The sequence below is a fragment of the Microbacterium sp. 10M-3C3 genome (genome assembly GCF_003931875.1).
In the GTDB taxonomy this organism is placed as follows: Bacteria; Actinomycetota; Actinomycetes; order Actinomycetales; family Microbacteriaceae; genus Microbacterium.
Window position 1 is genome coordinate 2,296,227 of the sequence record NZ_CP034245.1, and the last position, 23,629, is coordinate 2,319,855.

A 23,629-nucleotide genomic window follows, 5' to 3' on the forward strand; every position below is an offset into this window, starting at 1 on the left:
GGGTCCGCCCGGCCCGTCGGGAGGTCAGACCTGCTCGGACTGGCGTGCGGCGGCGCTGGCCTGCGCGACGAGAATGGCCTGGTCGGGATCGACCGGACGGTCGCCCTTGCGGCGACGGCCACCGCCGCTCGCGGTGCGGCGGGCGAGCCAGCGCGCGAACCACGACAGGGTCAGGTTGATCGCGAGGTAGATCGCGAGCGCGACGGCGAACAGGGAGAACAGGTACCGGTTGCCGTAGTACGAGCCGAGGTTGTTCAGCGTCACGCGGATGATCTCGGAGTAGCCCACGATGTAGCCGAGCGAGGTGTCCTTCAGCAGCACGACGAGCTGCGCGACGATGATCGGCAGCATCTGTCGGAACGCCTGCGGGAACTCCACGATCATCTTCGACTGGAACGAGCGCATGCCCACGCTCAGCGCCGCCTCCCGCTGGCCGCGCGGCAGCGCCAGGAGGCCCGCGCGCAGGGCCTCGCCGATGAGCACGCCGTTGTACAGCGCGAGGGCGAGCACGACGGCCCAGAAGGCGCCGGTCGAGGCCACGAGCAGGATGAAGAGCATCATCAGCAGCACCGGCATACCGCGGAGGAACTCCATGACGACGGCGACGGGCACGCGGATGCCCGCGTGGTCGGACGTGCGCAGGAGCGCGAAGACGACGCCGAGGACGAGCGCGCCGACGGCGGCGACGGCCGCGGCCTGGAGCGTCGCGACGACGCCCGTGCCGATGAACTGCCACACCTCGGTGTAGGCGAAGATGTCCCACCGCGAGCCGTCGAGGATCGCCGGCACCGGCACGCCGCCCGACACGCGCGGGGTCGCGAGCACGACGATGAGCCACGCGACGACCCCGGCCACGACGAGGCCGACCACGACGGAGAGGATCAGCGACAGCCGCCGGGCGCGGGGGCCCGGCGCGTCGAACAGGACGCTCGAACCGGTCATCGGCGCACCACCAATCGCTTCTCGAGCTGGGCGGCTGCCAGGCCCAGCGGGATCGTGATCACGAGGTACAGCGCGGCGGCCGTGAGGAGGATCGGGATCACGAGGTTGCCGAACTCGTTGGTCAGCTCGCGCGTCGAGCCGAACAGCTCGACGACGAAGAACCCACCGGCCACCGACGTGTTCTTCGTGAGCGCGATGAAGACGTTGATGAGCGGCGGGATGGTCATGCGGAAGGCCTGCGGCAGGACCACGAGCGACACCGTCTGCCCGAAGCCGAGCCCGATGCTGCGCGCGGCCTCCGCCTGCCCGACCGGCACGCCGTTGATGCCCGAGCGCAGCGCCTCGGCGACGAACGGCGCGGTGTAGTAGGTGAGGGCGGCCAGGGCCAGGGGGAAGTAGGGGATGCGCGCGCCCAGGAAAGGCACGACGAACGCGAAGAAGAAGAAGACCAGGGTGAGCGGCGTGTTGCGCGCGACCTCGGTCCACACCGCCGAGACGCCGCGCAGCGTCGCGACGGGCGAGATGCGCATCGCGGCGAGGATCGTTCCGAGCGCGAGGGCCAGGACCCCGGAGATCGCCAGCAGCGCGAGCGTGACCCGGAATCCCTCCCAGAAGGTCGGGATGATGATGGCGAGGGAGTCGTCCACTCCGCTCCTTCCTCACGGGGTGGATGCCCCGCCCCGGCCACGAGACGGCGGCGGGACGGGGCATCCGGTCGATCAGTAGCGGTCGGGTGCGGGCGGGTCGACATAGGGCAGCACCGTACCGGCGGTCTTCTCCCACGCCGCCTCATACGTGCCGTCCTCATACGACTCCTCGAGCACGTCGTTGATCCAGTCACGGAAGACGGTGTCGTCCTTCTTCAGGCCGATGCCGTAGGGCTCCTCCGTGAAGGGGTCGCCGACGACCTTGAACTCGCCCTCGTTCTGCGCGGCGAGGCCGGCGAGGATGACGTTGTCGGTCGAGACCGCGACGACCGAGCCGTTGCGCAGCGGCTCGAGGCAGTTCGAGTACGTGTCGGTGAGCACGACCTGCGCACCCAGCGCCTCGAGGTTGGCGGCGGGGGTCGAGCCCGACACCGAGCACACCGGCTGACCGACGAGGTCGTCCTCGCTCTTGATCGTGTCGTTGTCGGCGAGGGTCAGGATCGACTGGCCGGCCATGTAGTACGGGCCTGCAAAGGAGATGACCTCCTTGCGCTTGTCGTTGATCGTGTACGTCGCGATCACGATGTCGACCTGGCCGTTCTGGATGAACGGCTCACGGTTGGCCGAGACGGTCTCGGTCCACTCGATGTCGTCGGCCTCGATGCCGAGCTTGGCGGCGATGATCTTGCCGATCTCGACGTCGAAGCCCTCGGGGTCGCCGGACGGTCCCTTGAGGCCGAACAGCGGCTGGTCGAACTTCGTGCCGATGCGGATGGTGCCCGCCTCGTTCAGAGCGGCCATCGTCGTGCCCGCCTCGAAGGAGACCTCGGGCTCGGGGGTGACCGCGGGGCCGCCCGCGTCGTTCGGGCTGCCGGACTGGCAGGCGGTGAGGGCGAGCATGCCGACGGCGGCAACTCCCACGAGGGACAGTCGCGTGCGCTTCATGTGTGCGTCCTTTGCTGTGAGGGGTGACCGTTGTGCGGTCGGGGTGGGGGAATGCGAGCAGGTCAGTGCTCGAGGATCTTGGAGAGGAAGTCCTTCGCGCGATCGCTGCGCGGGGCGGTGAAGAACTGCTCGGGCGCGGCCTCCTCGACGATGGCGCCGTCGGCCATGAACAGCACGCGGTCGGCGGCCTTGCGCGCGAAGCCCATCTCGTGGGTGACGACGATCATCGTCATGCCGTCGGCGGCGAGGCCGACCATGACATCGAGCACCTCGTTGATCATCTCGGGGTCGAGCGCGCTCGTGGGCTCGTCCATGAGGATGAGCTTGGGCTCCATCGCGAGCGAGCGGGCGATCGCGACGCGCTGCTGCTGGCCGCCGGAGAGCTGGTTCGGCATCTTCTGCGCCTGGTTGGCGACCCCGACGCGGTCGAGGAGCGCCATGGCCCGCTCCTCGGCGTCCTTCTTCTTCATCCCGCGCACCTTGATGGGCCCGAGGGTGACGTTCTCGAGCACAGTCTTGTGCGCGAACAGGTTGAACGACTGGAAGACCATCCCGACGTCCGCCCGCAGCTCCGCGAGCGCGCGCCCTTCTTCGGGGAGCTTCGCGCCATCGATCGTGATGACACCCGAGTCGATGGTCTCGAGACGGTTGATCGCGCGGCACAGCGTCGACTTGCCGCTTCCCGATGGCCCGATGACGACCACGACCTCGCCGCGGTTGACCACGGTGTTGATGTCCTTCAGGACGTGGAGCTCACCGAAGTGCTTGTCGACGTGCTCGACGACGACGAGGGGCTCGCCGCGTCGGGCCGCGATGTTCGAAGTCTTCGGGTGGGGGGACGCCTCGGTCGACATGGCTCCAACCTAGGCAACGGCTGTGCGATCGCCCGGCGGATCCACACGAGCGTTACCGACCCGTAACGAGTCGGGAACGGGCCTCACTCCCCCGCGCGCTGAGCGAAAGCGGTCTCATAGAGGCAGACGCTCGCCGCCGTGGCGAGGTTCAGCGACTCGGCGCGACCGTAGATCGGCAGCCGCAGCGCGAGGTCCGCATGAGCGAGGGCGGATTCCTCGAGCCCGCGCGCCTCGTTGCCGAACAGCCACGCGGTCGGCTCGGAGAGCAGCGCCCGCGCGGCGAGGAAGTCGCCGCCGTCGACGTCGGCGGCGACGACGCGCAGCCCCTCCGCATGCGCCCGTTCGACGACGGCTGCGAGGTCGGCCCCGACGGCCACGGGCAGATGGAACAGCGACCCGGTGGTCGCGCGGACGACCTTGGGGTTGTAGGGGTCGACGCTGCGCCCCGTGAGCACGACCGCGTCGGCACCCGCCGCATCCGCCGCCCGGATGATCGTGCCGAGGTTGCCCGGGTCGCGCACCTCCTCGCAGATCGCGACGAGCCGGGGCCCGGCGGCGAAAACGTCCTTCATGGCGGTCGGCGCCTGACGGGCCACCGCGACGATGCCCTGCGGCGTGACGGTGTCGGCCATGGCGTCCAGCACGTCCTCGGTGGCGTACTGGATCTCCAGCCCCGCCTGCTCGGCCGCGGCCCGCACGTCCGCGTGCCGCTCCATGGCCGTCGGCGTCGCGAACAGCTCCTGGACGGTCTCGGGCACCCACGCGAGCGCCTCGCGCGCCGCCTGCGGACCCTCCAGCAGGAACAGCCCCGTCTCCACGCGCGCACTGCGCTTGCTCAGCTTCGCGACCGCGCGCACGCGCGGCGAGCGCGGATTCTCCAGCACGCCTCCAGCATAGGGAATGCGAGCGGGGCGCCCTCCGCAGAGGACGCCCCGTTCGGGTGAAGAACTGCTTACGCGGTCTTGGCCGCGTTCACGTCGCTGGGCAGCGCCTTCTTCGCGGTCTCGACGAGCGAGGCGAAGACGGCGGGCTCGTTGACCGCGAGGTCGGCGAGCATGCGACGGTCGACCTGCACGCCGGCGAGGTTCAGACCCTGGATGAAGCGGTTGTAGGTCACGCCGTTCTGACGCGCGGCGGCGTTGATGCGCTGGATCCACAGGCGACGGAAGTCGCCCTTGCGCTTGCGGCGGTCACGGTACGCGTAGACGAGCGAGTGGGTGACCTGCTCCTTGGCCTTGCGGTACAGGCGCGAACGCTGACCGCGGTAGCCGGACGCGCGCTCGAGGATGACGCGACGCTTCTTGTGGGCGTTGACAGCCCGCTTGACTCTAGCCATTTCTTCTTACTTCCTCACGTTCGTCCGGCGTCAGATGCCGAGGAGCTTCTTGGCGACCTTGGCGTCGCCGGGCGCCAGGATCTTGTCCGCCGACAGGCGGCGCGTGCGCTTGGTGGGCTTGCCCTCGAAGTTGTGGCGGAGGTTCGCCTGCTGCTTCTTGATCTTTCCGGTGCCGGTGACCTTGAAACGCTTCTTGGCACCCGAGTGGGTCTTCTGCTTCGGCATTTCTCTTCCTTCGGTGTTGTGTCCCGCGCGGGCGGGAGTCGGGGGCCTACTCGGCCGGAGCCGGAGCGGGCTGCTCGTCGGTGGGGGCGTCGCCGCGGGCGGCCGAACGCGCGGCCTCCTTGTTCGCGGCGCGCTGGGCGTTCTGCTCCGCCTTCGCCTCGGACTTGTTCTTGTGCGGGGCGATCACCATGACCATGTTGCGACCGTCGATGGTCGGGTTGGACTCGACGGTGCCGTACTCGGCGACGTCCTCCGCGAACTTGCGGAGCAGGCGCACGCCCTGCTCGGGACGCGACTGCTCGCGACCGCGGAACAGGATCATGGCCTTGACCTTGTCGCCCGCCTTGAGGAAGCCCTCGGCGCGCTTGAGCTTGGTCGTGTAGTCGTGGGCCTCGATCTTGAGGCGGAAGCGCACCTCCTTCAGGACGGTGTTCGCCTGGTTGCGGCGTGCTTCCTTGGCCTTCTGCGCGGCTTCGTACTTGAACTTGCCGTAGTCCATGATCTTGACCACGGGCGGACGCGAGTTGGGCGCGACCTCGACCAGGTCGAGGTCCGCCTCCTGGGCCAGACGCAGCGCAGCCTCGATGCGGACGATGCCGACCTGTTCGCCGTTGGGTCCGACGAGTCGGACCTCCGGGACGCGGATGCGCTCGTTGGTGCGGGGATCGCTGATGCGGAACTCCTCTTCATGCGGGTGGCGGCCCTGCGCCGCGGATGCGGCGGAGGCGAGGAGGAGATCACACCACCCGTGCACGACGATCGACGTCGGCGTGCGCCCTGGCTACCCCGCAGGACGGGGCGGAGCGCATGGACCCGGTAGCCTGGAGCGGCAAGCGCGGGTGGGATGGAATCCTCTTTCGTTCGGAGGAGATCCCTCCGAAGCCCGCCATAGTCTAGCAGAGAGTACGACGTGCACACGATTCCCGGCGACAGCCCCTCCTCCCCCGACGACGAGCGGCTCGCCCGCTGGGAACAGGAGCACGAGCGCGCGGCCTCGACCGCCTCCCGCGACATCGCCGACGTCCCCGCCGTCGAGGTCATCACGACCACCGCCGTGCACCTGCTCAGCGCCGCCGCCGTCAAGGTGGGCCTCGCCGACGACCCGGCGACGCAGACCGACCTCGACGAGGCGCGCAAGCTCATCAACGCCCTCGCCGGCCTCATCACGGCGGGTGCCCCGGAGATCAGCGACATGCACGCGCGGTCGCTGCGCGACGGGCTGCGCTCGGTGCAGCTCGCGTTCCGCGAGGCATCCGTCATCCCCGACCCGATCGGGCAGGGGCCGGGCGAGAAGTGGACCGGTCCCGTCACCTGACGCCCGGCGCGCGGGTCAGTCGACGCCGCGGTGAAGCTTGACGGTCAGCGAGTCGACGAGCACCGCGACGCGGTCGTCCGCGGCCCATCGGCGCGCGAGGCGTGCGAGCACGGCGTCGAGCTCCTCCTGCGCGAGGCCCTGCATGAGCTGGAGGTGCACGATCAGCTCGGGGCCGCGCAGCCGCCCCGACGGGTCGCCCGGCTCCACGGCGAGATCGAGCACCGCGAGCTCCCCCGCGATGCTCTCGTTGAGCCCCGTGTACACCTCGGCCGACGTGTGCGGCGGCTCCCACGGCGTCTGCTGACCGACCGCCCACACCGCCGGGCGCCGCAGCACGTGCTCCGTCGGGGAGGCGGGATCGATGACGATGAGCTCGGTGTCTTCGGATGCGGCGGCCAGAGCCGTGCGCACGCCGTCCGCGGGCACCGGGCGCGCCGCCGCATCCCACCGGCGCATCGTGTCGGTGGACGTGAACACCGGCAGCACGCGCCGGCCGTCCGGCGCCGCGACGGTGACGATCGACAGCTCCTGCGTCTTGTCGACGGGGAGACCGTGCGCGCCGATGCCCTCGTCGCCCTTCTCCGCCACGAGTGGGATGAGCACGCGCGCGCTGCGGTAGGCGTCGACGACGGCGCGCGCGTCGCCGGTCCCCGCGCGGAAGGCCTCGAGCGCGGTGAGGAGGGCCGGATCGGCGGAGCCGTCGTCCCCGGCGTGCGGGTTGGCCTCGAAGCTGCGCCCCTCCCACGGGACGCCGGCGGAGTCGGACCGCGGGTCGTCAGCCTCCGGCGACATCCAGCGCCTCCGCGAGCGTGAAGGCGCCGGCGTAGAGCGCCTTGCCCACAATGGCGCCCTCGACACCGAGCGGCACGAGCTCGCGCAGCGCCGCGATGTCGTCGAGGCTCGAGACGCCGCCCGAGGCGACGACGGGCTTCGGGGTGCGCTCGGTCATCTCGCGCAGCAGCTCGAGATTCGGGCCGCGGAGCGTGCCGTCCTTGGTCACGTCGGTGACGACGTAGCGGCTGCATCCGGCGTCTTCGAGCCGGTCGAGCACCGTCCACAGGTCGCCGCCGTCACGGGTCCACCCCCGCGCGGCGAGCGTCGTGCCGCGCACGTCCAGGCCCACCGCGACGAGGTCGCCGTAGCGGCCGATGACGTCCGCCGCCCACTCCGGGTTCTCCAGCGCCGCGGTGCCGAGATTGATGCGCGAGGCGCCGCTGTCGAGGGCCGCCTCGAGCGAGCGGTCGTCGCGGATGCCGCCCGAGAGCTCGACCTGCACGCCGCGCACCTGCTTGATGACCTTGCGCAGCACCGCGGCGTTACTGCCGCGACCGAAGGCGGCGTCGAGGTCGACGAGGTGGATCCAGCGCGCGCCCTGCTGCGCCCACTCGACGGCGGCGTCGACGGGGTCGCCGTAGCTGGTCTCGGTGCCTGCCTCGCCCTGCGTCAGACGGACGGCCTTGCCGCCGGCGATGTCGACGGCCGGAAGCAGGATGAGCTCGGGTGTGGACGCGAAATCGTTCATGGCTCCTCGTGCACGCGCGGGCGGTCGCCGGCGCCGGGCACAAGCTCAGAGAGTAGCCGCGCGCAGCCCGCCGATCCAATTGGACAGCAGGCGGATGCCCGCCTCCCCCGACTTCTCCGGGTGGAACTGCGTCGCCGACAGCGGCCCGTTCTCGACCGCGGCCAGGAACGGCGCGCCGTACGTGCACCACGTCAGGGTCGGCGACGGGAACGGCGGCTGCACCTGCAGATGCCACTGCTGCGCGCCGAACGAGTGCACGAAGTAGAAGCGCTCGTTCTCGATGCCGGCGAACAGGCGCGAGCCCTCGCCCGGCTCGACCGTGTTCCAGCCCATGTGCGGCAGGACGGGGGCATCGAGCTCGGTGACCACGCCCGGCCACTCGCCGAGGCCCTCGGTGTCGACACCGCGCTCCACGCCCCGTCCGAAGAGCACCTGCATGCCGACGCAGATGCCGAGCACGGGTCGTCCGCCGGCCAGGCGGCGTCCGATGAGCTCGTCGCCGCGGCTGGCGCGGAGCGCCTCCATGACGGCCCGGTACGCGCCCACTCCGGGCACGACGAGACCGTCGGCGGCGAGGATCTCCTCGCGGTCGGAGGTCAGCCGCGCGTCGGCGCCGGCGGCGATGAGCGCCTTGACGGCGGAGTGGACGTTGCCCGACCCGTAGTCGAGGACTGCCACCGACGGGCGGACGCCCTCGCGCGGCGCAGCTGCATCGCTCACAGCGCGCCCTTGGTGCTCGGGATCCCCTCCACGAGCGGGTCGCGGGCCTTGGCCTGGCGGAATGCGCGCGCGAACGCCTTGTACTCCGCCTCGGCGATGTGGTGGGGGTCGCGACCCTCCAGCACCCGCACGTGCACGGTCAGGCCGGCGTGGAACGCGATGGCCTCGAAGGTGTGGCGCACGAGCGATCCGGTGAAGTGACCGCCGATGAGGTGGTGCTCGTACCCCGTCGGCTCCCCCACGTGCATGAGGTAGGGCCGGCCGCTGATGTCGACGACGGCCTGCGCGAGCGCCTCGTCGAGGGGCACGAGGGCATCGCCGAAGCGCGCGATGCCGGCCTTGTCGCCCAGGGCCTCGCGGATGGCGTCGCCGAGAACGATCGCGACGTCTTCGACGGTGTGGTGGGCGTCGATGTGCGTGTCGCCCGTCGCGCGCACCGTCAGGTCGGTGAGCGAGTGCTTCGCGAACGCGGTCAGCAGGTGGTCGAAGAACGGCACCGTCGTCTCGATCGTCGAGCGGCCCGTGCCGTCGAGGTCGAGGGTGAGCTCGACGCTCGACTCGCTGGTCTCGCGCCGCAGGGACGCCGTGCGCGGCGAGCCGTCGGTCATGCCCTCGATCCTACCGACGCCAGCGCGTCGAGGAACGCGGTGGTCTCCTCCGCGGTGCCCGCGGTCACCCGCAGGGCGTGCGGGATGCCGACGTCCCGGATGAGCACGCCGCGGTCGTACAGCGCCTGCCACGTCGCGGCGGGGTCGGGAACGCCGCCGAACAGGACGAAGTTCGTCCACGACTCGTGGGGCTCGTAGCCGAGCGCCGACACCGTGGCGGAGATGCGGTCGCGCTGCGACACGATCTCGTCCACCATCGCGAGCATCGTGGGGGCGTGCGCGAGGGCCCCGAGCGCGGCCGCCTGAGTCAGCGCGCTCAAGTGGTAGGGCAGGCGCACGAGCCGCAGAGCGTCCACGACGGCGGGGTCGGCTGCGAGATAGCCGACGCGCGCTCCCGCGAAGGCGAAGGCCTTGCTCATCGTGCGCGAGACGATCAGCCGCTCGCGGCCGGGCAGCAGCGAGAGCGCCGAGCGCTCGTCGCGCGGCGCGAACTCCTGGTAGGCCTCATCCACGATCACGATGCCCGGGGCGACGTCGTACACCGCCTCGATCACGTCGAGCGTCATCGGCGTGCCGGTGGGGTTGTTGGGGGCGCACAGGAACACGACGTCCGGACCCGTCTCGGCCACCTGCGCGGCAGCCGACTCGGCCGAGACGGTGAAGTCGCTCTCCCGCGTGCCCGCGAGCCACGTGGCGCCCGTCGCGCGCGTGAGGAGCGGATACATCGAGTACGTCGGCGCGAAGCCGAAGGCCGTGCGCCCCGGCCCGGCGAAAGCCTGCAGGACATGCTGCAGCACCTCGTTGGAGCCGTTGGCCGCCCAGATCTGCGCTGCGGAGAGACCGTGTCCGAGATAGTCGGCGAAGGCCTCGCGCAACGCGGTGAACTCACGGTCGGGGTACCGGTTGACATCGCGCAGGGCACGCGCGACGCCGTCGAGGATGTCGTCCGCGACCTCGGAGGGGATCGGGTGGGTGTTCTCGTTGACGTTGAGGGCGACCGGCAGGGCGGCCTGCGGGGCACCGTAGGGAACGAGCCCGCGCAGGTCGTCGCGGAGCGGGAGGTCGTCCAGCCGAGTGGTCATTCTCCCCATGCTACGGCGCGACACCCGGCCGGCCGGCGCCGGCTCAGCCCGCGGGGGCGTACTCCGCCGGGATCGCGAGGCGCTGCCCAGCCGCGACCGACGAGGACTCCAGAGCGTTCAGCCGGGCGATCGCGTCGACGACGTCGCGCGGGTCGGCGGCGGGCGCCACCTCCTGGGCGATCGACCACAGCGAGTCGCCGGGCATGACGGTGATCTCCGCGAAGGAGCCGGCGGGTGCGCCCGCCGAATCGGTCGCGATGGCGGATCCTCCGCCGAGGGCGGCGAGCGCGATGGCCGCTGCGACCGGCACCGCTGCGAGGGCCGCGAGCACGCGACGGCCGCGGGCCGTGAGCCGCAGGCGCGTGCGACGGACGACGGTGGCGCCGACGCCGGTGGGGCGGATGGAGCTCGCGATCGTGGTCATGGTTCCTCCTGGGCGGAAGATTCGCATCCGACCCTCGGCCGGGAGAGCCGGATGCGAATCTGTTTTCCGAATCTATCTTCGATACAGTCCGAGTGTCAACCGGCCCGCGGATCGGAATCGGATCGAACGCGACACGCGGTGCGCTGCTCGATCCGTGCCGCGCCAGCGGATACGGTTTCGACAGCGGAAGACCATCACGGACCTCCGACATTCGAAGACCGGTGCCTTTCCGGCGGCCCGGGAGGGAGAGCACGACATGTCCGATGCCACGGCCGACGCGACCGTCCGAGAGAAGCCGCAGACCCGTCGCCGGCGCAGCCTCAGCGACAAGCAGCTCGCGATCCTCGAAGTCATCCAGCGCTCGATCGCGCGGTACGGCTACCCGCCGAGCATGCGCGAGATCGGCGACGCCGTCGGGCTGAAGTCGCTCTCGAGCGTCACGCATCAGCTCAACCAGCTCGAGCTCAGCGGCTACCTCCGCCGCGACCCCGGCAAGACCCGGGCGATGGAGGTGCTGATCGACCTCCCGGGGACGGCGGCGGAGAATCCCGCCGACACCGCCCCCGCGCTCGGGGACGCCGCACTCGTCCCGCTCGTCGGCCGTATCGCCGCGGGCGTGCCGATCACCGCCGACCAGCAGGTCGAGGAGATCTTCCCGCTCCCTCGCCAGCTCGTCGGCAAGGGCGAGCTGTTCATGCTCAAGGTGTCGGGCGACTCGATGATCGACGCCGCGATCTGCGACGGCGACTGGGTGGTCGTGCGCGCGCAGGCGACCGCCGACAACGGCGACATCGTCGCCGCGATGCTCGAGGGCGAGGCGACCGTGAAGACGTTCCGCCGCCGCGACGGCCACACGTGGCTCCTGCCGCGCAACACCGCCTTCGAGCCGATCCTGGGCGATGAGGCGACGGTGCTCGGCAAGGTGGTCGCCGTCCTCCGCGCGGTCTGAACCGGCCGGGCCGCCCTGTCTAGGCTGGGCGGATGACCCGGATCCTCCCGTACGGCTCGTGGCCGTCGCCCCTGGACGCCCGGCTCGTCGCCGGCGCGTCGCCGCGCATCGACGGCGCCCGGTTCGTCGGCGACGAGATCTGGTGGGGCCAGACCGTGCCCGAGGAGGGCGGTCGCGTCACGGTGCGCCGGCGCCGCGCCGACGGACGCGTCGACGACCTCCTCGCCGCTCCGCTCAGCGCCCGCTCGCGCGTGCACGAGTACGGCGGCGGGGCATGGACGGCCACCGAGGCCGGCGAGCTCGTCTTCGTCGACGGCGCCGATCAGCGCGTGCGCGTGCGACGGCCGGACGGTGCGCTCGCCGATCTCACCGCCGCCGAGGACGGTGTCGCGTACGGCGGGCTGCACACGCGCGCGGGCCTCCTTCTCGCGGTGCGCGAGCGCCCGCACCGCAGCGGGTCGGCGCGCGAGATCGTGGCGGTGCCGCTCGACGGCGGCGCCGCGACCGATCCGGAGCTCGTCCGGGCGCTCGTCGGCGAGAGCGATTTCCTCGCGCAGCCCACGCTGTCCCCGGACGGCGGAGAGCTCGCGTGGATCGCGTGGGACCACCCCGACATGCCGTGGGATCGCACGCAGCTGCGCCGCGGCCGCGTCGAGGACGAGAAGGTGACGGCCTGGTCGGTCGTCGCGGGTGGGCACAGCGCCCCGCTGCAGCCGGAGTGGCGCGGCGACGACCTGTTCTTCGTCGACGACCCGACCGGGCGGTGGAACCTGTGGCGCGCGAGGGCCGGTGCCGCGCCGGAACCCTACGCGGCGGCCGACGCCGACACGGGCGGCGCCCTGTGGGTGCTGGGGTCGCGGTGGTACGGGCTGGTCGACGGCGGCGTCGTGGCCGTCCGCACCGACGGCGGTGACCGCATCGTCCTCGCCGCCGCGGACGGCGTCCGCGACCTGGACACCCCCGTCGTCGCGGGCGGCCTCGTCGAGCACACGCGTGGCTCGCAGGCGCTCGTGTCGGGATCGACGGCCGACGGCGGCGCCGGCCTGTGGCGCGTGGACATCGCCACGGGCGAGGTGACGCGCATCGCCGGCGGCGACGGCGCCATCGGGGCGGAGTGGATGCCGCGTGCGCACCCGCTAGCGGCGGCCGGTCCGCACGGGCCCGTGCACGCCTTCGCCTACCCGCCCACGCACCCCGACGTCGAGGGCCCGGACGACGCCCGGCCGCCCTACCTCGTGTGGGTTCACGGCGGTCCGACCGCGCACGTCGGCCCCGCCGCATCCGCGAAGACCGCCTATTTCACCAGTCGAGGCATCGGCGTGCTCGACGTCAACTACGGCGGCTCCACCGGCTATGGCCGGGAGTACCGCGAGCGCCTTCGGGGACAGTGGGGTCTCGTCGACGTCGACGACGTCGCCGCCGCCGCCTCCGCCCTCGTGACGCGCGGCGATGCGGATGCGGCGCGCCTCGTGATCGAGGGCGGCTCGGCGGGAGGCTGGACGGTGCTGGCCGCGCTGACCCGCACCGACGTCTTCGCCGCCGGCGTCGCGCGGTACGCGGTGGGCGACGCGCGCGCCCTGGCCGCCGACACGCACGAGTTCGAGTCGCGCTACCTCGACGGGCTCATCGGTCCGCTCCCGGAGGCGGAGGCGGTCTACGACGAACGATCGCCGCTCACGCATCCGGACCGATTCCGCGTGCCGCTGCTGATCCTCCAGGGCGCCGAGGACCGCGTCGTGCCCCCCGCCCAGGCGGAGGCCATCCGTGCGGCCCTCGCGGAGCGCGGCGTGCCGCATCTGGCGGTCGTCTACGACGGCGAGGGCCACGGCTTCCGTCGCGCGGAGACGATCGTGCACGCGCTCGAGACGGAGCTGGCGTTCCTCGGGGCGGTGCTGGGCTTCGACCCGCCGGGCGTCCCTCCGATCACGCTCGAGTGATCGGAGGGACGGACGCGCTCACGCCCGGAAGGGGGCCAGCTCGGCGGCGAGACGCTCGCCCACGTGCGCGTGGAGGAACGTGCCTTCGGCGCGGTGCTCCTGCGTCACGATGAGCCCCGACGCGTGCGCGGCCGACACGAGGTCGCCGCGGTCGTAGGGGACGACCGCGCGCACCTCGACGGCGGGCAGCGGCAGGGCGTCCTCGACGACCTGTCGCAGCTCCTGGATGCCCTCGCCCGTGCGCGACGACACGAACAGCGCGCTCGGCTCGAGACCGCGCAGCACGAGGCGGGTGTCGTCGTCGACCAGATCGGCCTTGTTGAACACGACGATCTCACGCGTCGAGCGCGCGCCCACGTCGCCCATGACATCTCGCACGGTGGCCAGCTGCGCCGCGGGATCGGGGTGGGATCCGTCCACGACGTGCACGATGACGTCCGCGTCGGCGACCTCCTCGAGCGTCGAGCGGAACGCCTCGACGAGCTGGTGCGGCAGGTTGCGCACGAAGCCGACGGTGTCGGTCAGCGTGAAGACGCGGCCGTCCGAGGTCTCCGAGCGGCGCACGGTGGCGTCGAGGGTCGCGAACAGCGCGTTCTCCACGAGCACGCCCGCCCGCGTGAGGCGGTTCAGCAGGCTCGACTTGCCGGCGTTGGTGTACCCGGCGATCGCGACGGCGGGGATCGTGTTGCGCTTGCGCTCGGCGCGCTTGGCGTCGCGCGCCGGCGCGAAGTCGCGGATCTGGCGGCGCAGCTGCGCCATCCGGGTGCGGATGCGGCGCCGATCAAGCTCGATCTTCGTCTCACCCGGTCCGCGCGAGCCCATGCCCGCGCCGCCGGCGCCGACCTGCCCACCGGCCTGCCGGCTCATCGAGTCGCCCCAGCCTCGCAGGCGCGGCAGCAGGTACTCGAGCTGCGCGAGCTCGACCTGCGCCTTGCCCTCGCGGCTCTTGGCGTGCTGGCTGAAGATGTCCAGGATGACGGTCGTGCGGTCGATGACCTTGACCTTCACGACGTCCTCGAGCGCACGCCGCTGGCTGGGTGCGAGCTCGGTGTCGGCGATGACGGTGTCGGCGCCGACCGCGGCGACGATGTCGCGCAGCTCCTCGGCCTTGCCGCGCCCGACGTAGGTCGCGGGGTCGGGGTGGGGGCGGCGCTGCAGCACGCCGTCGAGCACCACCGCGCCGGCCGTCTCGGCGAGCGCAGCGAGCTCGCGCAGCGAGTTCTCCGCGTCCTCCTGCTCGCCCTGGGGGTGCACGCCCACGAGCACGACGTTCTCCAGGCGCAGCTGCCGGTACTCGACCTCCGTGACGTCTTCGAGCTCGGTCGAGAGGCCGACCACGCGCCGCAGGGCCGCGCGCTCCTCCCGGTCCCACTGCTCGCCGTCGGTGTCGCCGTACGCGACCGTGGCGGCGTCCTGCAGCGCCTGGGCGGCGCCGAAGACGCGGACCCCGGAGTGCGCGTCGGCGCGCGCGAGCACCCGCTCCACCGGGTCCACCGGCGCGTCGGTCGTGCTCGTCCCGGGCACCTCGTGCCCGTTCCGGGGTGTGGTGGTTTCCGTCATCGTTTCCTTCCGCATCGCTGCGGCGGGGCTCCCCCGCCGGAGCATCCTTGCACTCTAGCCCTCCCCCGTCGGCGACGCTCTCCGCTACGCTTCCCGCATGGCCAGCGGGGAGCACTATTTCAGCGCGTCACCGTCCAGTGCCGAACAGCTGCGCCGCATCCGCGTGACCCTCGCGGGTCGCGAACGCCGGCTGTGGACCGCATCCGGGGTGTTCAGTCCCGACCGGCTGGATGCCGGCACCGCCGTGCTGCTCGCTCGCACTCCCCCGCCGCCGCCCGGAGGTCATCTTCTCGACCTCGGCTGCGGCTGGGGACCGATCGCACTGTCGCTCGCCGTCGAGTCGCCTCGGGCGACCGTGTGGGCCGTGGACGTGAACGAACGAGCGCTCGATCTCGTGCGCCGTAACGCGCACGAGCTGGGACTCGATAACGTCAACGCCGTGCGGCCCGAAGATGTTCCCGACGACGTCGTGTTCCGCACCATCCGGTCCAATCCGCCGATCCGCGTCGGCAAGAACGAGCTGCACGGCATGCTCGAGCGCTGGATCCCGCGCCTGGACGAGCGCAGCGACGCATGGCTGGTCGTCGCCCGCAACCTCGGCTCCGACTCGCTGCAGCGCTGGATCGCCGCGACGTTCCCCCGCGGTTTCAGCGTGGGCCGGGCGGCCACCGGCCGCGGCTACCGCGTGCTCAAGGTGCGCCGGCACGGCACGCCGGCCACCGGCACGATCGCGCTGCCCTGACGCGGTCGCTCTGCCTTGGCGCGGTCGCGCAGCCGGCCGCGCAGCCCCTAGGCTGGGCGCAGACGTGACAGGGCCGACAGCGCGATCCGTGGTGGGGGACGCGCCGATCGGAGACGCCATGCCCACCACCCGCTCGTCGTCCGCCCGCCCGTCGGGGTACCGCGTGCTCCCGCACCGCGCGGGCTGGACCTACCTGCTCGCCGCCTCGTTCGGACGCCTGCCGCTGTCGATGGTGCCGCTCGCGGTGCTCACCCTCACAACCTCGACCACGGGGTCCATCGCCGTGGGCGGGCTCGCGTCCGCCGCTGCCGCCGTCGGTGAGGCGGTCGGCGCTCCGGCGTCGGGGGCGCTCTCCGATCGGCTCGGCCAGCGGAGCGTGCTCCTGTCCGGCCTCGTGCTGCACGTGTCGCTGCTGCTCGCGCTCACGGCCGGCGCCGGGATGCTCCCCGACGCCGCCACGGTCGCGCTCGCGGCCCTCGTCGGGGTGACGCTGCCGCAGGTGGGCGCCTTCTCCCGCGCGCGGTGGCTCGTGCTGGCGCCCGACGACCTCCCCGCGGCCTTCGCCTTCGAAGGGGCCGTCGACGAGGTCGCGTACATCTTCGGCCCGGCGCTGGTGGGCCTCACCGCCGCCTTCGTGTCGCCACAGGCGGCGACCCTCCTCGCCGGCGGGCTGGTCGTCGCGTTCGCGAGCGTGTTCGCGGTGCATCCGTCGCACCGCCTGGTGCCCCGGCGCCGCGGGCCGCGCACTGCCGGGCAGGCGTCCGCCCGGGGGCGGGGCATCGTGGTGGTGGCCCTGGCCGGCATGCTCGCGATGGGCGCCTTCTTCGGTGCGAGCCAGACCGGGCTCACGTCCTTCGCCGAGCGGGCGGGCATCCCCGACGCCGGCGCACTGCTCTACGCCGTCATGGCCATCGGCTCGGCGGCGACGACCCTGTCCATGGTGCTCGTGCCCGAGCGGGTTGGCACGTGGGCGCGCTGGACCCTCGCCGCGCTCGGCATGGCGTGCGGCGCGGTGTGGATGCTCTCCGCCGCGGACATCCCGGGCATCGTCGTCGCAAGCCTCGTGGCCGGGGCGTTCCAAGGCCCGCTGCTGCTGACCATCTTCCGCGTGGTCGGGGAGGCGGCCGAGAGCGGCAGCGCCGGGGTGCTCTTGACGCTCACCTCGAGCGGCATCGTGCTCGGGATCGCGGGCGGCGCCGCGGCGTCCGGGGCTCTCGCCGAGGCGTTCGGCCCTGTCGGCGGGCTCGCGCCCGTGCTCGGCGCGTCGCTCATCCTGCTGGCTATGGGGGCCGTCGCGCTGCTCGTGCGCCGGATTCGGCACGCGGGGACCTGAGCGGCGGATCAGGCGAGGGCGACCTCGCCGGAGAAGACGAGCGTCGCGGGACCGGACAGGCGCACGTGGCCATCGTGGACGCTCACGCCGAGGCGGCCGCCGGGCACGTCGACGATCCACCGGTCGGGCGCACCGGCGCCGGCCCAGTGCCGCACGGCGAGCGCGGCGGCCGCGACGCCCGTGCCGCAGCTGAGCGTCTCGCCGACGCCGCGCTCGAACACGCGCATGCGGATCTCCCCGACGCCGTCGCGCACGAGCGGGTCGGACGGGACCACGAACTCGACGTTCGCGCCGTGCGCGGGCGCGGGCTCGAGCACCGGCTGATAGGCGAGATCGAGCCCCTCGAGCTCGGCGGCGGAGGAGAGCGCGACGACCACGTGCGGATTGCCGACGTCGACGCCGACGCCCGGTCGCGCGACGTCGAGACCCTTTGCGCGGACGAGCACGTCTCCGGCGTCGACGCGGAACGCGCCGAGGTCCACCTCGAAGCCGTCGGCGCTGCGGCGGAGGGTCTTCACGCCCGCGCGCGTCCCGATGGCGAGGCCGTCGTCGATGTCGGCCAGCCCCGCCTCGACGAGGTACCGCGCGAACACGCGCGTGCCGTTGCCGCACATCTCGGCCTTCGAGCCGTCGGCGTTGCGGTAGTCCATGAACCACTCGGCGCCGGATGCGGCGGCCGCCGCACCCTCGTCGATCGCGGCCGCGCGGACCACCCGCAGGAGGCCGTCCGCGCCGATGCCGAAGTGTCGGTCGCACAGGGCCGCGACCTGCGCATCGGTGGGGTCCCACGCGCCGTCCGGGTCGGCGACGACGACGAAGTCGTTGCCCGTCCCGTGGCCCTTCGTGAACGGGACGGTCTGCGGCATCCCCTCAGTCTACGGGCGCGCCGCCGGGCGCGCCGCGGCGGTCAGTCGGCGATGAGGCGCTTCCCGGTCGTCCACACGTCGAAGGGTTCATACCCCAGCGCGTCGTAGAAGCCGTGGGTGACCCCGTTCTCCGGTCGCACCATGAGCTGCACCTTGGGGCAGCCGAGCGCCAGGAGGCGGTCCTCCGCCTCGGCGACGAGCCGGCGGGCGATGCCCTGGCCGCGGCGCTCGGGCGCGCTCGCGAGGTAGTACAGCCATCCGCGGTGGCCGTCGTAGCCGGCCATCACCGACCCGACGAGCTTCCCGTCGTCCACGGCCACGAGGAAGAGCTCGGGCTGCACGGTCATCTTGCGGCGGATGTCCTGGTACGGGTTGTTCCACGGTCGCGTGAGGCCTGTGGCCTGCCACAGCGTGACGACGGCTTCGGTGTCGGCGAGGTCGAACGGACGGATCGAGAGAGGCATGCGCCGAGTCTGTCAAAGACCCGCGACGCGCGTGCCGCCGCATCCGCCGGCCGCTCCGGATCATCGGGCGTCGACGAGCGCCTCGGCCGTCGCCGCGTCGACGGCGTCGACCCACGCCACGTCGTCGTACCGGCGAAACCACGACACCTGCCGCCGCGCGTAGCGCCGCGTGAGCGCCTGCGCCTGCGCGATCGCGTCCGGCTCGCTCAGGACGCCGTCGTGCTGCGCGAGCGCCTGCGCGTAGCCGATCGCGCGGCGCGCCGTCACGCCGTCGTCGAGCCCGCGTGCGCGCAGTGCGACGGCCTCGGCGACGATGCCGTCGCGCCACATCCGCTCGACGCGCTCGTCCAGACGCGTGACGAGCTCCGCGCGATCGCGGGCGACGCCCACGATGCGCGTGTCGGGATGCCACGCCACGGGCGCGCCGGGGAGGGCGCCGCCGTGCGTGCCCTCGCCCTGCGCGATCACCTCGAGGGCACGGATGACGCGGCGGGGGTTGCGCGCGTCGATCCGCGCGGCGGCCTCGGGGTCGGCCTCCCGCAGCCGCGCGACCATGTGCGGCCCGCCGCCGGCCTCCCACTCCGCCTCGAGCGCGGCGCGGAGGGCGGGGTCGCGCGGCGGGAAGCGGAAATCGAAGAGCACCGCGGAAACGTAGAGCCCCGATCCGCCCACGAGGATCGCATCGGCGCCGCGCGCGTGGATGGCCTCGACGGCGGCGCGGGCGCGCGGCTGGTACCACGCGACGGTCGCCTCCTCGGCCACGTCGAGCTCGTCGAAGAGGTGGTGCGGGATGCCCCGGTGCTCCGACGGCGGCAGCTTGGCCGTCCCGATCTCCATCCCGCGGTACAGCTGCATCGCGTCGGCGTTGACGACCTCGGCAGCATGCCCGCGGCGGCCCAGCGCCTCGGCGATCTCGAGCGACAGCGCGGTCTTGCCGGTGCCGGTCGCGCCGACGACCGCCCACAGCCGCGGGGCGTTCACTCCCCCGGACGCAGCGACGGCAGCCCGAGCGACACGGCACGCGGCGCGCCGCCGGCGGCGGGCGCGGGGACGCCGCACGCATCGGACTGCGCGCGCTCCCACGCATCGCCCGAGCGTGTGCGGCGGATGCGCAGCGGCGCACCGTCGGGGCTGTCGGCGAGCAGGTGGAAGGGCGCGGCGTGCGTGATCGCCGCCGTCACGACATCACCCGGACGCGGCACCGCCGAGCCTTCCGGCACCTCCACGTGGACGAGACGATTGTCTTCTGCGCGGCCCGTGATGCGGTGCGTCGCCGCATCCTTTTTGCCTTCGCCGGTGGACACGAGCACGTGCACCTCGCGACCGAGCTGACGCTGGTTCTCCCCCAGGCTGATGCGCTCCTGCAGCGCGATGAGGCGCTCGTAGCGCTCCTGCACGACCGCCTTCGGCACCTGGTCGGGCATCGTCGCGGCGGGCGTGCCCTCGCGGATCGAGTACTGGAAGGTGAACGCGCTGGAGAACCGCGATGCCTCGACGACGCGCATCGTGTCCTCGAAGTCCTCGTCGGTCTCGCCGGGGAACCCGACGATGATGTCGGTCGTGATGGCGGCGTGCGGGATCCGGTCGCGGACCCGGTCGAGGATGCCGAGGAACCGCTCGCTCCGGTACGAGCGTCGCATCGCCTTGAGGACGCGATCGCTGCCGGACTGCAGCGGCATGTGGAGCGAGGGCATGACGGCGGGCGTCTCCGCCATCGCGTCGATGACGTCGTCGGTGAAGGCAGCCGGATGGGGGCTCGTGAAGCGGATGCGCTCGAGCCCGTCGATCTCGCCCGCGGCACGCAGGAGCTTGCCGAACGCCTGACGGTCGCCGAACTCGACGCCGTACGAGTTCACGTTCTGGCCGAGCAGGGTGACCTCGATCGCGCCGTCCTCCACGAGGAGGCGGATCTCGCTGAGGATATCGCCGGGGCGTCGGTCCTTCTCCTTGCCGCGCAGGCTCGGCACGATGCAGAACGTGCACGTGTTGTTGCATCCGACAGAGATGGACACCCACCCGCTGTGCTGGGCGTCGCGGCGCGTCGGCAGCGTCGAGGGGAACACCTCGAGCGACTCGAGGATCTCCAGCTCCGCCTCGCCGTTGTGCCGTGCGCGCTCGAGGAGCCGCGGCAGCGACCCCATGTTGTGCGTGCCGAAGACGACGTCGACCCACGGCGCCTTGCGCTGCACCGCTTCCTTGTCCATCTGCGCGAGGCACCCGCCGACGGCGATCTGCATGCCTTCGCGGACGTCCTTACGCGACTTCAAGTGGCCGAGCGTGCCGTACAGCTTGCCGGCGGCGTTGTCGCGCACCGCGCACGTGTTGATGACGACGACGTCGGCCTCCTCGCCGGCGGCGGCGCGCACGTACCCGGCGCTCTGCAGCGATCCGGACAGGCGCTCGGAGTCGTGCACGTTCATCTGGCACCCGAACGTGCGCACTTCATACGTGCGCGGCGACCCGTCGGGGCGACGCGCGGCGGGCGAGGGCGCGATGATCGTGGGCGTGCTGTCGAGGAGGGTCATGATGCGAGCAAGTCTACGTTTCGCATGCAGCCACGACGGTGCGGCTCAGTCGAAGCGGACGCCGCGCGCTCGGGGGGTCGACTCGTCGAGCGCAAGGCGCGCGACGGTCAGCGCCGAGCCGCCGAATCCGCGGCGGGCCAGCTGACCGGCGAGCCGACGGAGCGCGGTGTCGCGGTCGAGGTCGCGCATGCCCTGGGCGCGTGAACGCGCGAACTCGAGTGCACGCTCGAACTCGTCGTCGGGCAGCGCCGAGATCGCCGCGTCGGCGACATCCCGCGGGATGCCCCGCTGCGCGAGCGTCTGCGCGATCGCCTGGCGTCCCTGGGCCTTCCGCGACACCGCCTTGTCGATGAGCTGCTCGGCGAGAGCGTGGTCGTCGAGGTAGCCCTGCGCGCGGAAGCTGCGGATGACACCGGCGATCTCGGCGTCGCTCAACCCGTCGGCGTAGAGCGCCGCCTCCGCCTCGCGGATGGAGAGCGAGCGCGTGCGCAGACGCCGCAGCAGCATCCGCTCCGCGAGGACCACCCCGTCCTCGAGATCGTCGTGCTCGTCCTCGTCGTCGCGGTCGATGCCGGTCCACGTGGGATGCCACGCGGACGGATCAGGGCCGGGACGCGGCGCGCCCTGGCCGCGCCGCGGGAACAGCGGAGTGACGGGGGCGAGCGACTCGCGCTCGCCCCCGGTGTGCTCGCTCATGCTCAGGCCGGGCGGCGCGCGGCCAGTTCGTCGTCGACGGGGGCCGCGGCGCGCGGGACGCCGATGCCGAGCTTGGACTTGATCTGCGACTCGATCTCCGCGGCGATGTCGTCGTTCTTGATCAGGAAGGTGCGGGCGTTCTCCTTGCCCTGTCCGAGCTGCTCGCCCTCGTACGTGTACCACGCACCGGACTTCTTGACGATGCCGTGCTCCACGCCGAAGTCGATGAGGCTTCCCTCGCGGGAGATGCCCGTGCCGTAGAGGATGTCGAACTCGGCCTGCTTGAACGGCGGCGCCATCTTGTTCTTGACGACCTTCACGCGCGTGCGGTTGCCCACGGCGTCGGAGCCGTCCTTGAGGGTCTCGATGCGACGGATGTCCAGGCGCACCGACGCGTAGAACTTCAGCGCCTTGCCGCCGGCGGTCGTCTCGGGAGAGCCGAAGAAGACGCCGATCTTCTCGCGCAGCTGGTTGATGAAGATCGCGGTGGTCTTGGTCTGGTTCAGGCCACCGGTGAGCTTGCGCAGCGCCTGCGACATCAGGCGCGCCTGCAGACCCACGTGGGAGTCGCCCATCTCGCCCTTGATCTCGGCCTCCGGCACGAGGGCGGCGACGGAGTCGATCACGACGAGGTCGATCGCGCCCGAGCGGATCAGCATGTCCGCGATCTCGAGCGCCTGCTCGCCCGTGTCGGGCTGCGACACCAGCAGTGCGTCGATGTCGACGCCGAGCTTCTGCGCGTAGTTGGGGTCGAGCGCGTGCTCCGCGTCGATGAAGGCCGCGATGCCGCCGGCGCGCTGCACGTTGGCGATCGCGTGGAGGGTGAGCGTGGTCTTTCCCGACGACTCGGGGCCGTAGATCTCGATGATGCGGCCACGCGGCAGCCCGCCGACGCCGAGGGCGACGTCGAGGGCGATGGATCCCGTGGGGATGACTTCGACCGGGGCGCGTTCGTCGCTGCCCAGTCGCATGACCGAGCCCTTCCCGAACTGCCGATCGATCTGGGCGAGAGCGGATTCGAGGGCCTTCTCGCGGTCGGCGGGTGATGGCATGTCATGCTCCTTCGTGCACGGGTTCCGTCGCCTGTAGGCTGTCGCGCTCCCCTCCGGCGGAGCGGATGCTGCGACAAGGCGTGAGGTGTTCTCCGACGGTCTCCACGGTAGGAGGGGGTTCCGACATCGTCCGAGCCGGCCCCCGCATCCGTGGATTGCGTCTTCGAACACCCGCTGTGCAGGAGCCTACGCCCGCATCGAACACTTCTTCGATCAGGACACGCCGACACGCCGCGGCTGCGTCACCGCGCCGCGTCAGCGGCGGTGCGGGTCGAGCCGGCCCACGCCGTAGCGGCGGTCGGGCGGCACGTCGGTCTCGGCGCACAGCGCCAGCCACACGTCGCGCGGCGGCACGCCGGCGCGCAGCGCCTCCGCCGGGGTTCGATCCCCGACCTCGGAGAGCACGAGATCCGTCAGCAGAGACGGACCGCGGTCGCCGAACTCATCGGCGACCGCGCGATCGAACTCGGAGCGGCGCACTCAGCGCAGCGACAGCTCGGGCTCGACGGACGCGACGAGGTCGTCGGGCACCACGTCGGGGAAGGTCTGCAGACCCTCAAGAACCGACAGCCGGTCGCCGACCTCGCGCATGATCGTCGAGATGGGGACATCGAGCGCTTCGGCGACAGACGCCAGGATCTCGCTCGACGCCTCCTTCTGACCGCGCTCGACCTCGCTCAGGTAGCCGAGCGCGACACTCGCGCGGCTCGCGACCTGGCGGAGCGTGCGTCCCTTCTGCTGGCGCAGCTCGCGGAGGACCTCGCCGATCTCTTGACGTACCAGGATCATTTCGGGCCCCTCCTCACGATTGCTCCGCCATTTCCGGGGTGCACCACGGTACAACACCGAGTGCAGTCAATCTAATCCCGTGCGCTGGGGAATGGG

The 23,629-nt window shown here is 72.1% G+C and carries 28 protein-coding genes; 5 read left to right on the plus strand and 23 right to left on the minus strand.

Annotation, left to right across the window (positions count from 1 at the left end):
- Positions 1-24: 24 nt before the first annotated feature.
- From EI169_RS11140 to infC, 8 genes are all read right to left on the minus strand, one after another.
- Entirely contained in the window at positions 25-942 is a 918-nt protein-coding gene (locus EI169_RS11140; protein WP_125132387.1) for an ABC transporter permease subunit, read from the minus strand.
- The gene (locus EI169_RS11145; protein ID WP_125132388.1) at positions 939-1,589 is read right to left on the minus strand and encodes an amino acid ABC transporter permease; all 651 of its coding nucleotides are present in this window, start codon (positions 1,587-1,589) and stop codon (positions 939-941) included. The genes EI169_RS11140 and EI169_RS11145 overlap by 4 nt, the downstream gene beginning before the upstream one ends.
- Positions 1,590-1,661: 72 nt before the next feature.
- Positions 1,662-2,534, minus strand: coding sequence for a glutamate ABC transporter substrate-binding protein (locus tag EI169_RS11150; protein WP_125132389.1), 873 nt, complete (start codon positions 2,532-2,534; stop codon positions 1,662-1,664).
- 62 nt (positions 2,535-2,596) lie between these two features.
- Positions 2,597-3,388: an amino acid ABC transporter ATP-binding protein gene (locus EI169_RS11155; protein WP_125132390.1), complete on the minus strand. Its 792-nt coding sequence runs from the start codon at positions 3,386-3,388 to the stop codon at positions 2,597-2,599.
- Between the two features lie 83 nt (positions 3,389-3,471).
- Positions 3,472-4,272 carry an RNA methyltransferase gene (locus EI169_RS11160; protein WP_125132391.1) on the minus strand — a complete coding sequence of 267 codons (801 nt, stop codon included), beginning with the start codon at positions 4,270-4,272 and terminating at the stop codon, positions 3,472-3,474.
- Positions 4,273-4,340: 68 nt separating this feature from the next.
- Complete coding sequence (gene rplT / locus EI169_RS11165) at positions 4,341-4,724, minus strand: 50S ribosomal protein L20 (protein WP_125132392.1); 384 nt, start codon at positions 4,722-4,724, stop codon at positions 4,341-4,343.
- A gap of 30 nt (positions 4,725-4,754) precedes the next feature.
- On the minus strand, positions 4,755-4,949 hold the full coding sequence (rpmI, locus tag EI169_RS11170) for a 50S ribosomal protein L35 (protein ID WP_125132393.1): 195 nt from the start codon (positions 4,947-4,949) through the stop codon (positions 4,755-4,757).
- A 46-nt stretch (positions 4,950-4,995) separates the two neighbouring features.
- Positions 4,996-5,622 carry a translation initiation factor IF-3 gene (gene infC, locus EI169_RS11175; protein WP_125133442.1) on the minus strand — a complete coding sequence of 209 codons (627 nt, stop codon included), beginning with the start codon at positions 5,620-5,622 and terminating at the stop codon, positions 4,996-4,998.
- Between the two features lie 246 nt (positions 5,623-5,868).
- Between infC and EI169_RS11180 the strand changes: the two genes are divergently transcribed.
- Complete coding sequence (locus EI169_RS11180; RefSeq protein ID WP_125133443.1) at positions 5,869-6,264, plus strand: DUF1844 domain-containing protein; 396 nt, start codon at positions 5,869-5,871, stop codon at positions 6,262-6,264.
- Between the two features lie 15 nt (positions 6,265-6,279).
- Here EI169_RS11180 and EI169_RS11185 read toward each other — a convergent pair whose 3' ends face one another.
- From EI169_RS11185 to EI169_RS11210, 6 genes are read right to left on the minus strand one after another with little or no spacing between them, the layout of a single operon-like run.
- Complete coding sequence (locus EI169_RS11185; RefSeq protein ID WP_125132394.1) at positions 6,280-7,056, minus strand: SseB family protein; 777 nt, start codon at positions 7,054-7,056, stop codon at positions 6,280-6,282.
- Positions 7,040-7,786: a bifunctional 1-(5-phosphoribosyl)-5-((5-phosphoribosylamino)methylideneamino)imidazole-4-carboxamide isomerase/phosphoribosylanthranilate isomerase PriA gene (priA, locus tag EI169_RS11190; RefSeq protein WP_125132395.1), complete on the minus strand. Its 747-nt coding sequence runs from the start codon at positions 7,784-7,786 to the stop codon at positions 7,040-7,042. The genes EI169_RS11185 and priA overlap by 17 nt, the downstream gene beginning before the upstream one ends.
- A gap of 45 nt (positions 7,787-7,831) precedes the next feature.
- On the minus strand, positions 7,832-8,506 hold the full coding sequence (gene hisH / locus EI169_RS11195; RefSeq protein WP_125132396.1) for an imidazole glycerol phosphate synthase subunit HisH: 675 nt from the start codon (positions 8,504-8,506) through the stop codon (positions 7,832-7,834).
- Positions 8,503-9,114 (minus strand): imidazoleglycerol-phosphate dehydratase HisB, encoded by a 612-nt coding sequence (gene hisB, locus EI169_RS11200; protein WP_125132397.1) that lies wholly within the window; start codon positions 9,112-9,114, stop codon positions 8,503-8,505. Before hisB ends, hisH begins: the two co-directional genes overlap by 4 nt.
- The gene (locus EI169_RS11205; protein WP_125132398.1) at positions 9,111-10,196 is read right to left on the minus strand and encodes a histidinol-phosphate transaminase; all 1,086 of its coding nucleotides are present in this window, start codon (positions 10,194-10,196) and stop codon (positions 9,111-9,113) included. The genes hisB and EI169_RS11205 overlap by 4 nt, the downstream gene beginning before the upstream one ends.
- 43 nt (positions 10,197-10,239) lie before the next feature.
- The gene (locus EI169_RS11210) at positions 10,240-10,620 is read right to left on the minus strand and encodes a LysM peptidoglycan-binding domain-containing protein (RefSeq protein ID WP_125132399.1); all 381 of its coding nucleotides are present in this window, start codon (positions 10,618-10,620) and stop codon (positions 10,240-10,242) included.
- A gap of 256 nt (positions 10,621-10,876) precedes the next feature.
- Between EI169_RS11210 and lexA the strand changes: the two genes are divergently transcribed.
- Both lexA and EI169_RS11220 read left to right on the plus strand, forming a co-directional pair.
- Positions 10,877-11,569 carry a transcriptional repressor LexA gene (lexA, locus tag EI169_RS11215; protein ID WP_125132400.1) on the plus strand — a complete coding sequence of 231 codons (693 nt, stop codon included), beginning with the start codon at positions 10,877-10,879 and terminating at the stop codon, positions 11,567-11,569.
- Between the two features lie 32 nt (positions 11,570-11,601).
- Positions 11,602-13,506: a prolyl oligopeptidase family serine peptidase gene (locus tag EI169_RS11220; RefSeq protein WP_125132401.1), complete on the plus strand. Its 1,905-nt coding sequence runs from the start codon at positions 11,602-11,604 to the stop codon at positions 13,504-13,506.
- An 18-nt stretch (positions 13,507-13,524) separates the two neighbouring features.
- Here EI169_RS11220 and hflX read toward each other — a convergent pair whose 3' ends face one another.
- Positions 13,525-15,066, minus strand: coding sequence for a GTPase HflX (hflX, locus tag EI169_RS11225; RefSeq protein ID WP_125132402.1), 1,542 nt, complete (start codon positions 15,064-15,066; stop codon positions 13,525-13,527).
- 97 nt (positions 15,067-15,163) lie between these two features.
- Here hflX and EI169_RS11230 point away from each other — a divergent pair, with 97 nt between their 5' ends.
- Complete coding sequence (locus EI169_RS11230) at positions 15,164-15,808, plus strand: methyltransferase (protein WP_125132403.1); 645 nt, start codon at positions 15,164-15,166, stop codon at positions 15,806-15,808.
- A 118-nt stretch (positions 15,809-15,926) separates the two neighbouring features.
- Positions 15,927-17,141, plus strand: coding sequence for an MFS transporter (locus tag EI169_RS11235; protein WP_125132404.1), 1,215 nt, complete (start codon positions 15,927-15,929; stop codon positions 17,139-17,141).
- 8 nt (positions 17,142-17,149) lie between these two features.
- On the opposite strand, the gene dapF is transcribed toward EI169_RS11235, so the two are convergent.
- From dapF to EI169_RS11275, 8 genes are all read right to left on the minus strand, one after another.
- Entirely contained in the window at positions 17,150-18,007 is an 858-nt protein-coding gene (dapF, locus tag EI169_RS11240) for a diaminopimelate epimerase (RefSeq protein WP_125132405.1), read from the minus strand.
- A 41-nt stretch (positions 18,008-18,048) separates the two neighbouring features.
- Positions 18,049-18,471 (minus strand): GNAT family acetyltransferase, encoded by a 423-nt coding sequence (locus tag EI169_RS11245; RefSeq protein WP_125132406.1) that lies wholly within the window; start codon positions 18,469-18,471, stop codon positions 18,049-18,051.
- Positions 18,472-18,531: 60 nt separating this feature from the next.
- Positions 18,532-19,452, minus strand: coding sequence for a tRNA (adenosine(37)-N6)-dimethylallyltransferase MiaA (gene miaA, locus EI169_RS11250; protein ID WP_125132407.1), 921 nt, complete (start codon positions 19,450-19,452; stop codon positions 18,532-18,534).
- Positions 19,449-20,996, minus strand: coding sequence for a tRNA (N6-isopentenyl adenosine(37)-C2)-methylthiotransferase MiaB (gene miaB, locus EI169_RS11255; RefSeq protein ID WP_125132408.1), 1,548 nt, complete (start codon positions 20,994-20,996; stop codon positions 19,449-19,451). Before miaB ends, miaA begins: the two co-directional genes overlap by 4 nt.
- Before the next feature lie 45 nt (positions 20,997-21,041).
- On the minus strand, positions 21,042-21,692 hold the full coding sequence (locus EI169_RS11260; protein ID WP_125132409.1) for a regulatory protein RecX: 651 nt from the start codon (positions 21,690-21,692) through the stop codon (positions 21,042-21,044).
- A 2-nt stretch (positions 21,693-21,694) separates the two neighbouring features.
- Entirely contained in the window at positions 21,695-22,744 is a 1,050-nt protein-coding gene (gene recA / locus EI169_RS11265; protein ID WP_125132410.1) for a recombinase RecA, read from the minus strand.
- 255 nt (positions 22,745-22,999) lie between these two features.
- Entirely contained in the window at positions 23,000-23,224 is a 225-nt protein-coding gene (locus EI169_RS11270) for a DUF3046 domain-containing protein (protein WP_125132411.1), read from the minus strand.
- Entirely contained in the window at positions 23,225-23,533 is a 309-nt protein-coding gene (locus EI169_RS11275) for a helix-turn-helix transcriptional regulator (protein WP_125132412.1), read from the minus strand. It abuts the gene before it with no gap.
- Between the last annotated feature and the right edge of the window lie 96 nt (positions 23,534-23,629).

Bases quoted from the DNA above. Each gene is read 5' to 3' on its own strand.
- EI169_RS11140 (WP_125132387.1), bottom strand. From the start codon at position 942: ATGACCGGTTCGAGCGTCCTGTTCGACGCGCCGGGCCCCCGCGCCCGG.
- EI169_RS11150 (WP_125132389.1), bottom strand. From the start codon at position 2,534: ATGAAGCGCACGCGACTGTCCCTCGTGGGAGTTGCCGCCGTCGGCATG.
- EI169_RS11155 (WP_125132390.1), bottom strand. From the start codon at position 3,388: ATGTCGACCGAGGCGTCCCCCCACCCGAAGACTTCGAACATCGCGGCC.
- rplT (WP_125132392.1), bottom strand. From the start codon at position 4,724: ATGGCTAGAGTCAAGCGGGCTGTCAACGCCCACAAGAAGCGTCGCGTC.
- rpmI (WP_125132393.1), bottom strand. From the start codon at position 4,949: ATGCCGAAGCAGAAGACCCACTCGGGTGCCAAGAAGCGTTTCAAGGTC.
- EI169_RS11185 (WP_125132394.1), bottom strand. From the start codon at position 7,056: ATGTCGCCGGAGGCTGACGACCCGCGGTCCGACTCCGCCGGCGTCCCG.
- priA (WP_125132395.1), bottom strand. From the start codon at position 7,786: ATGAACGATTTCGCGTCCACACCCGAGCTCATCCTGCTTCCGGCCGTC.
- hisB (WP_125132397.1), bottom strand. From the start codon at position 9,114: ATGACCGACGGCTCGCCGCGCACGGCGTCCCTGCGGCGCGAGACCAGC.
- EI169_RS11205 (WP_125132398.1), bottom strand. From the start codon at position 10,196: ATGACCACTCGGCTGGACGACCTCCCGCTCCGCGACGACCTGCGCGGG.
- EI169_RS11210 (WP_125132399.1), bottom strand. From the start codon at position 10,620: ATGACCACGATCGCGAGCTCCATCCGCCCCACCGGCGTCGGCGCCACC.
- lexA (WP_125132400.1), top strand. From the start codon at position 10,877: ATGTCCGATGCCACGGCCGACGCGACCGTCCGAGAGAAGCCGCAGACC.
- EI169_RS11220 (WP_125132401.1), top strand. From the start codon at position 11,602: ATGACCCGGATCCTCCCGTACGGCTCGTGGCCGTCGCCCCTGGACGCC.
- hflX (WP_125132402.1), bottom strand. From the start codon at position 15,066: ATGACGGAAACCACCACACCCCGGAACGGGCACGAGGTGCCCGGGACG.
- EI169_RS11230 (WP_125132403.1), top strand. From the start codon at position 15,164: ATGGCCAGCGGGGAGCACTATTTCAGCGCGTCACCGTCCAGTGCCGAA.
- EI169_RS11235 (WP_125132404.1), top strand. From the start codon at position 15,927: ATGCCCACCACCCGCTCGTCGTCCGCCCGCCCGTCGGGGTACCGCGTG.
- dapF (WP_125132405.1), bottom strand. From the start codon at position 18,007: ATGCCGCAGACCGTCCCGTTCACGAAGGGCCACGGGACGGGCAACGAC.
- EI169_RS11245 (WP_125132406.1), bottom strand. From the start codon at position 18,471: ATGCCTCTCTCGATCCGTCCGTTCGACCTCGCCGACACCGAAGCCGTC.
- miaB (WP_125132408.1), bottom strand. From the start codon at position 20,996: ATGACCCTCCTCGACAGCACGCCCACGATCATCGCGCCCTCGCCCGCC.
- EI169_RS11260 (WP_125132409.1), bottom strand. From the start codon at position 21,692: ATGAGCGAGCACACCGGGGGCGAGCGCGAGTCGCTCGCCCCCGTCACT.
- recA (WP_125132410.1), bottom strand. From the start codon at position 22,744: ATGCCATCACCCGCCGACCGCGAGAAGGCCCTCGAATCCGCTCTCGCC.
- EI169_RS11275 (WP_125132412.1), bottom strand. From the start codon at position 23,533: ATGATCCTGGTACGTCAAGAGATCGGCGAGGTCCTCCGCGAGCTGCGC.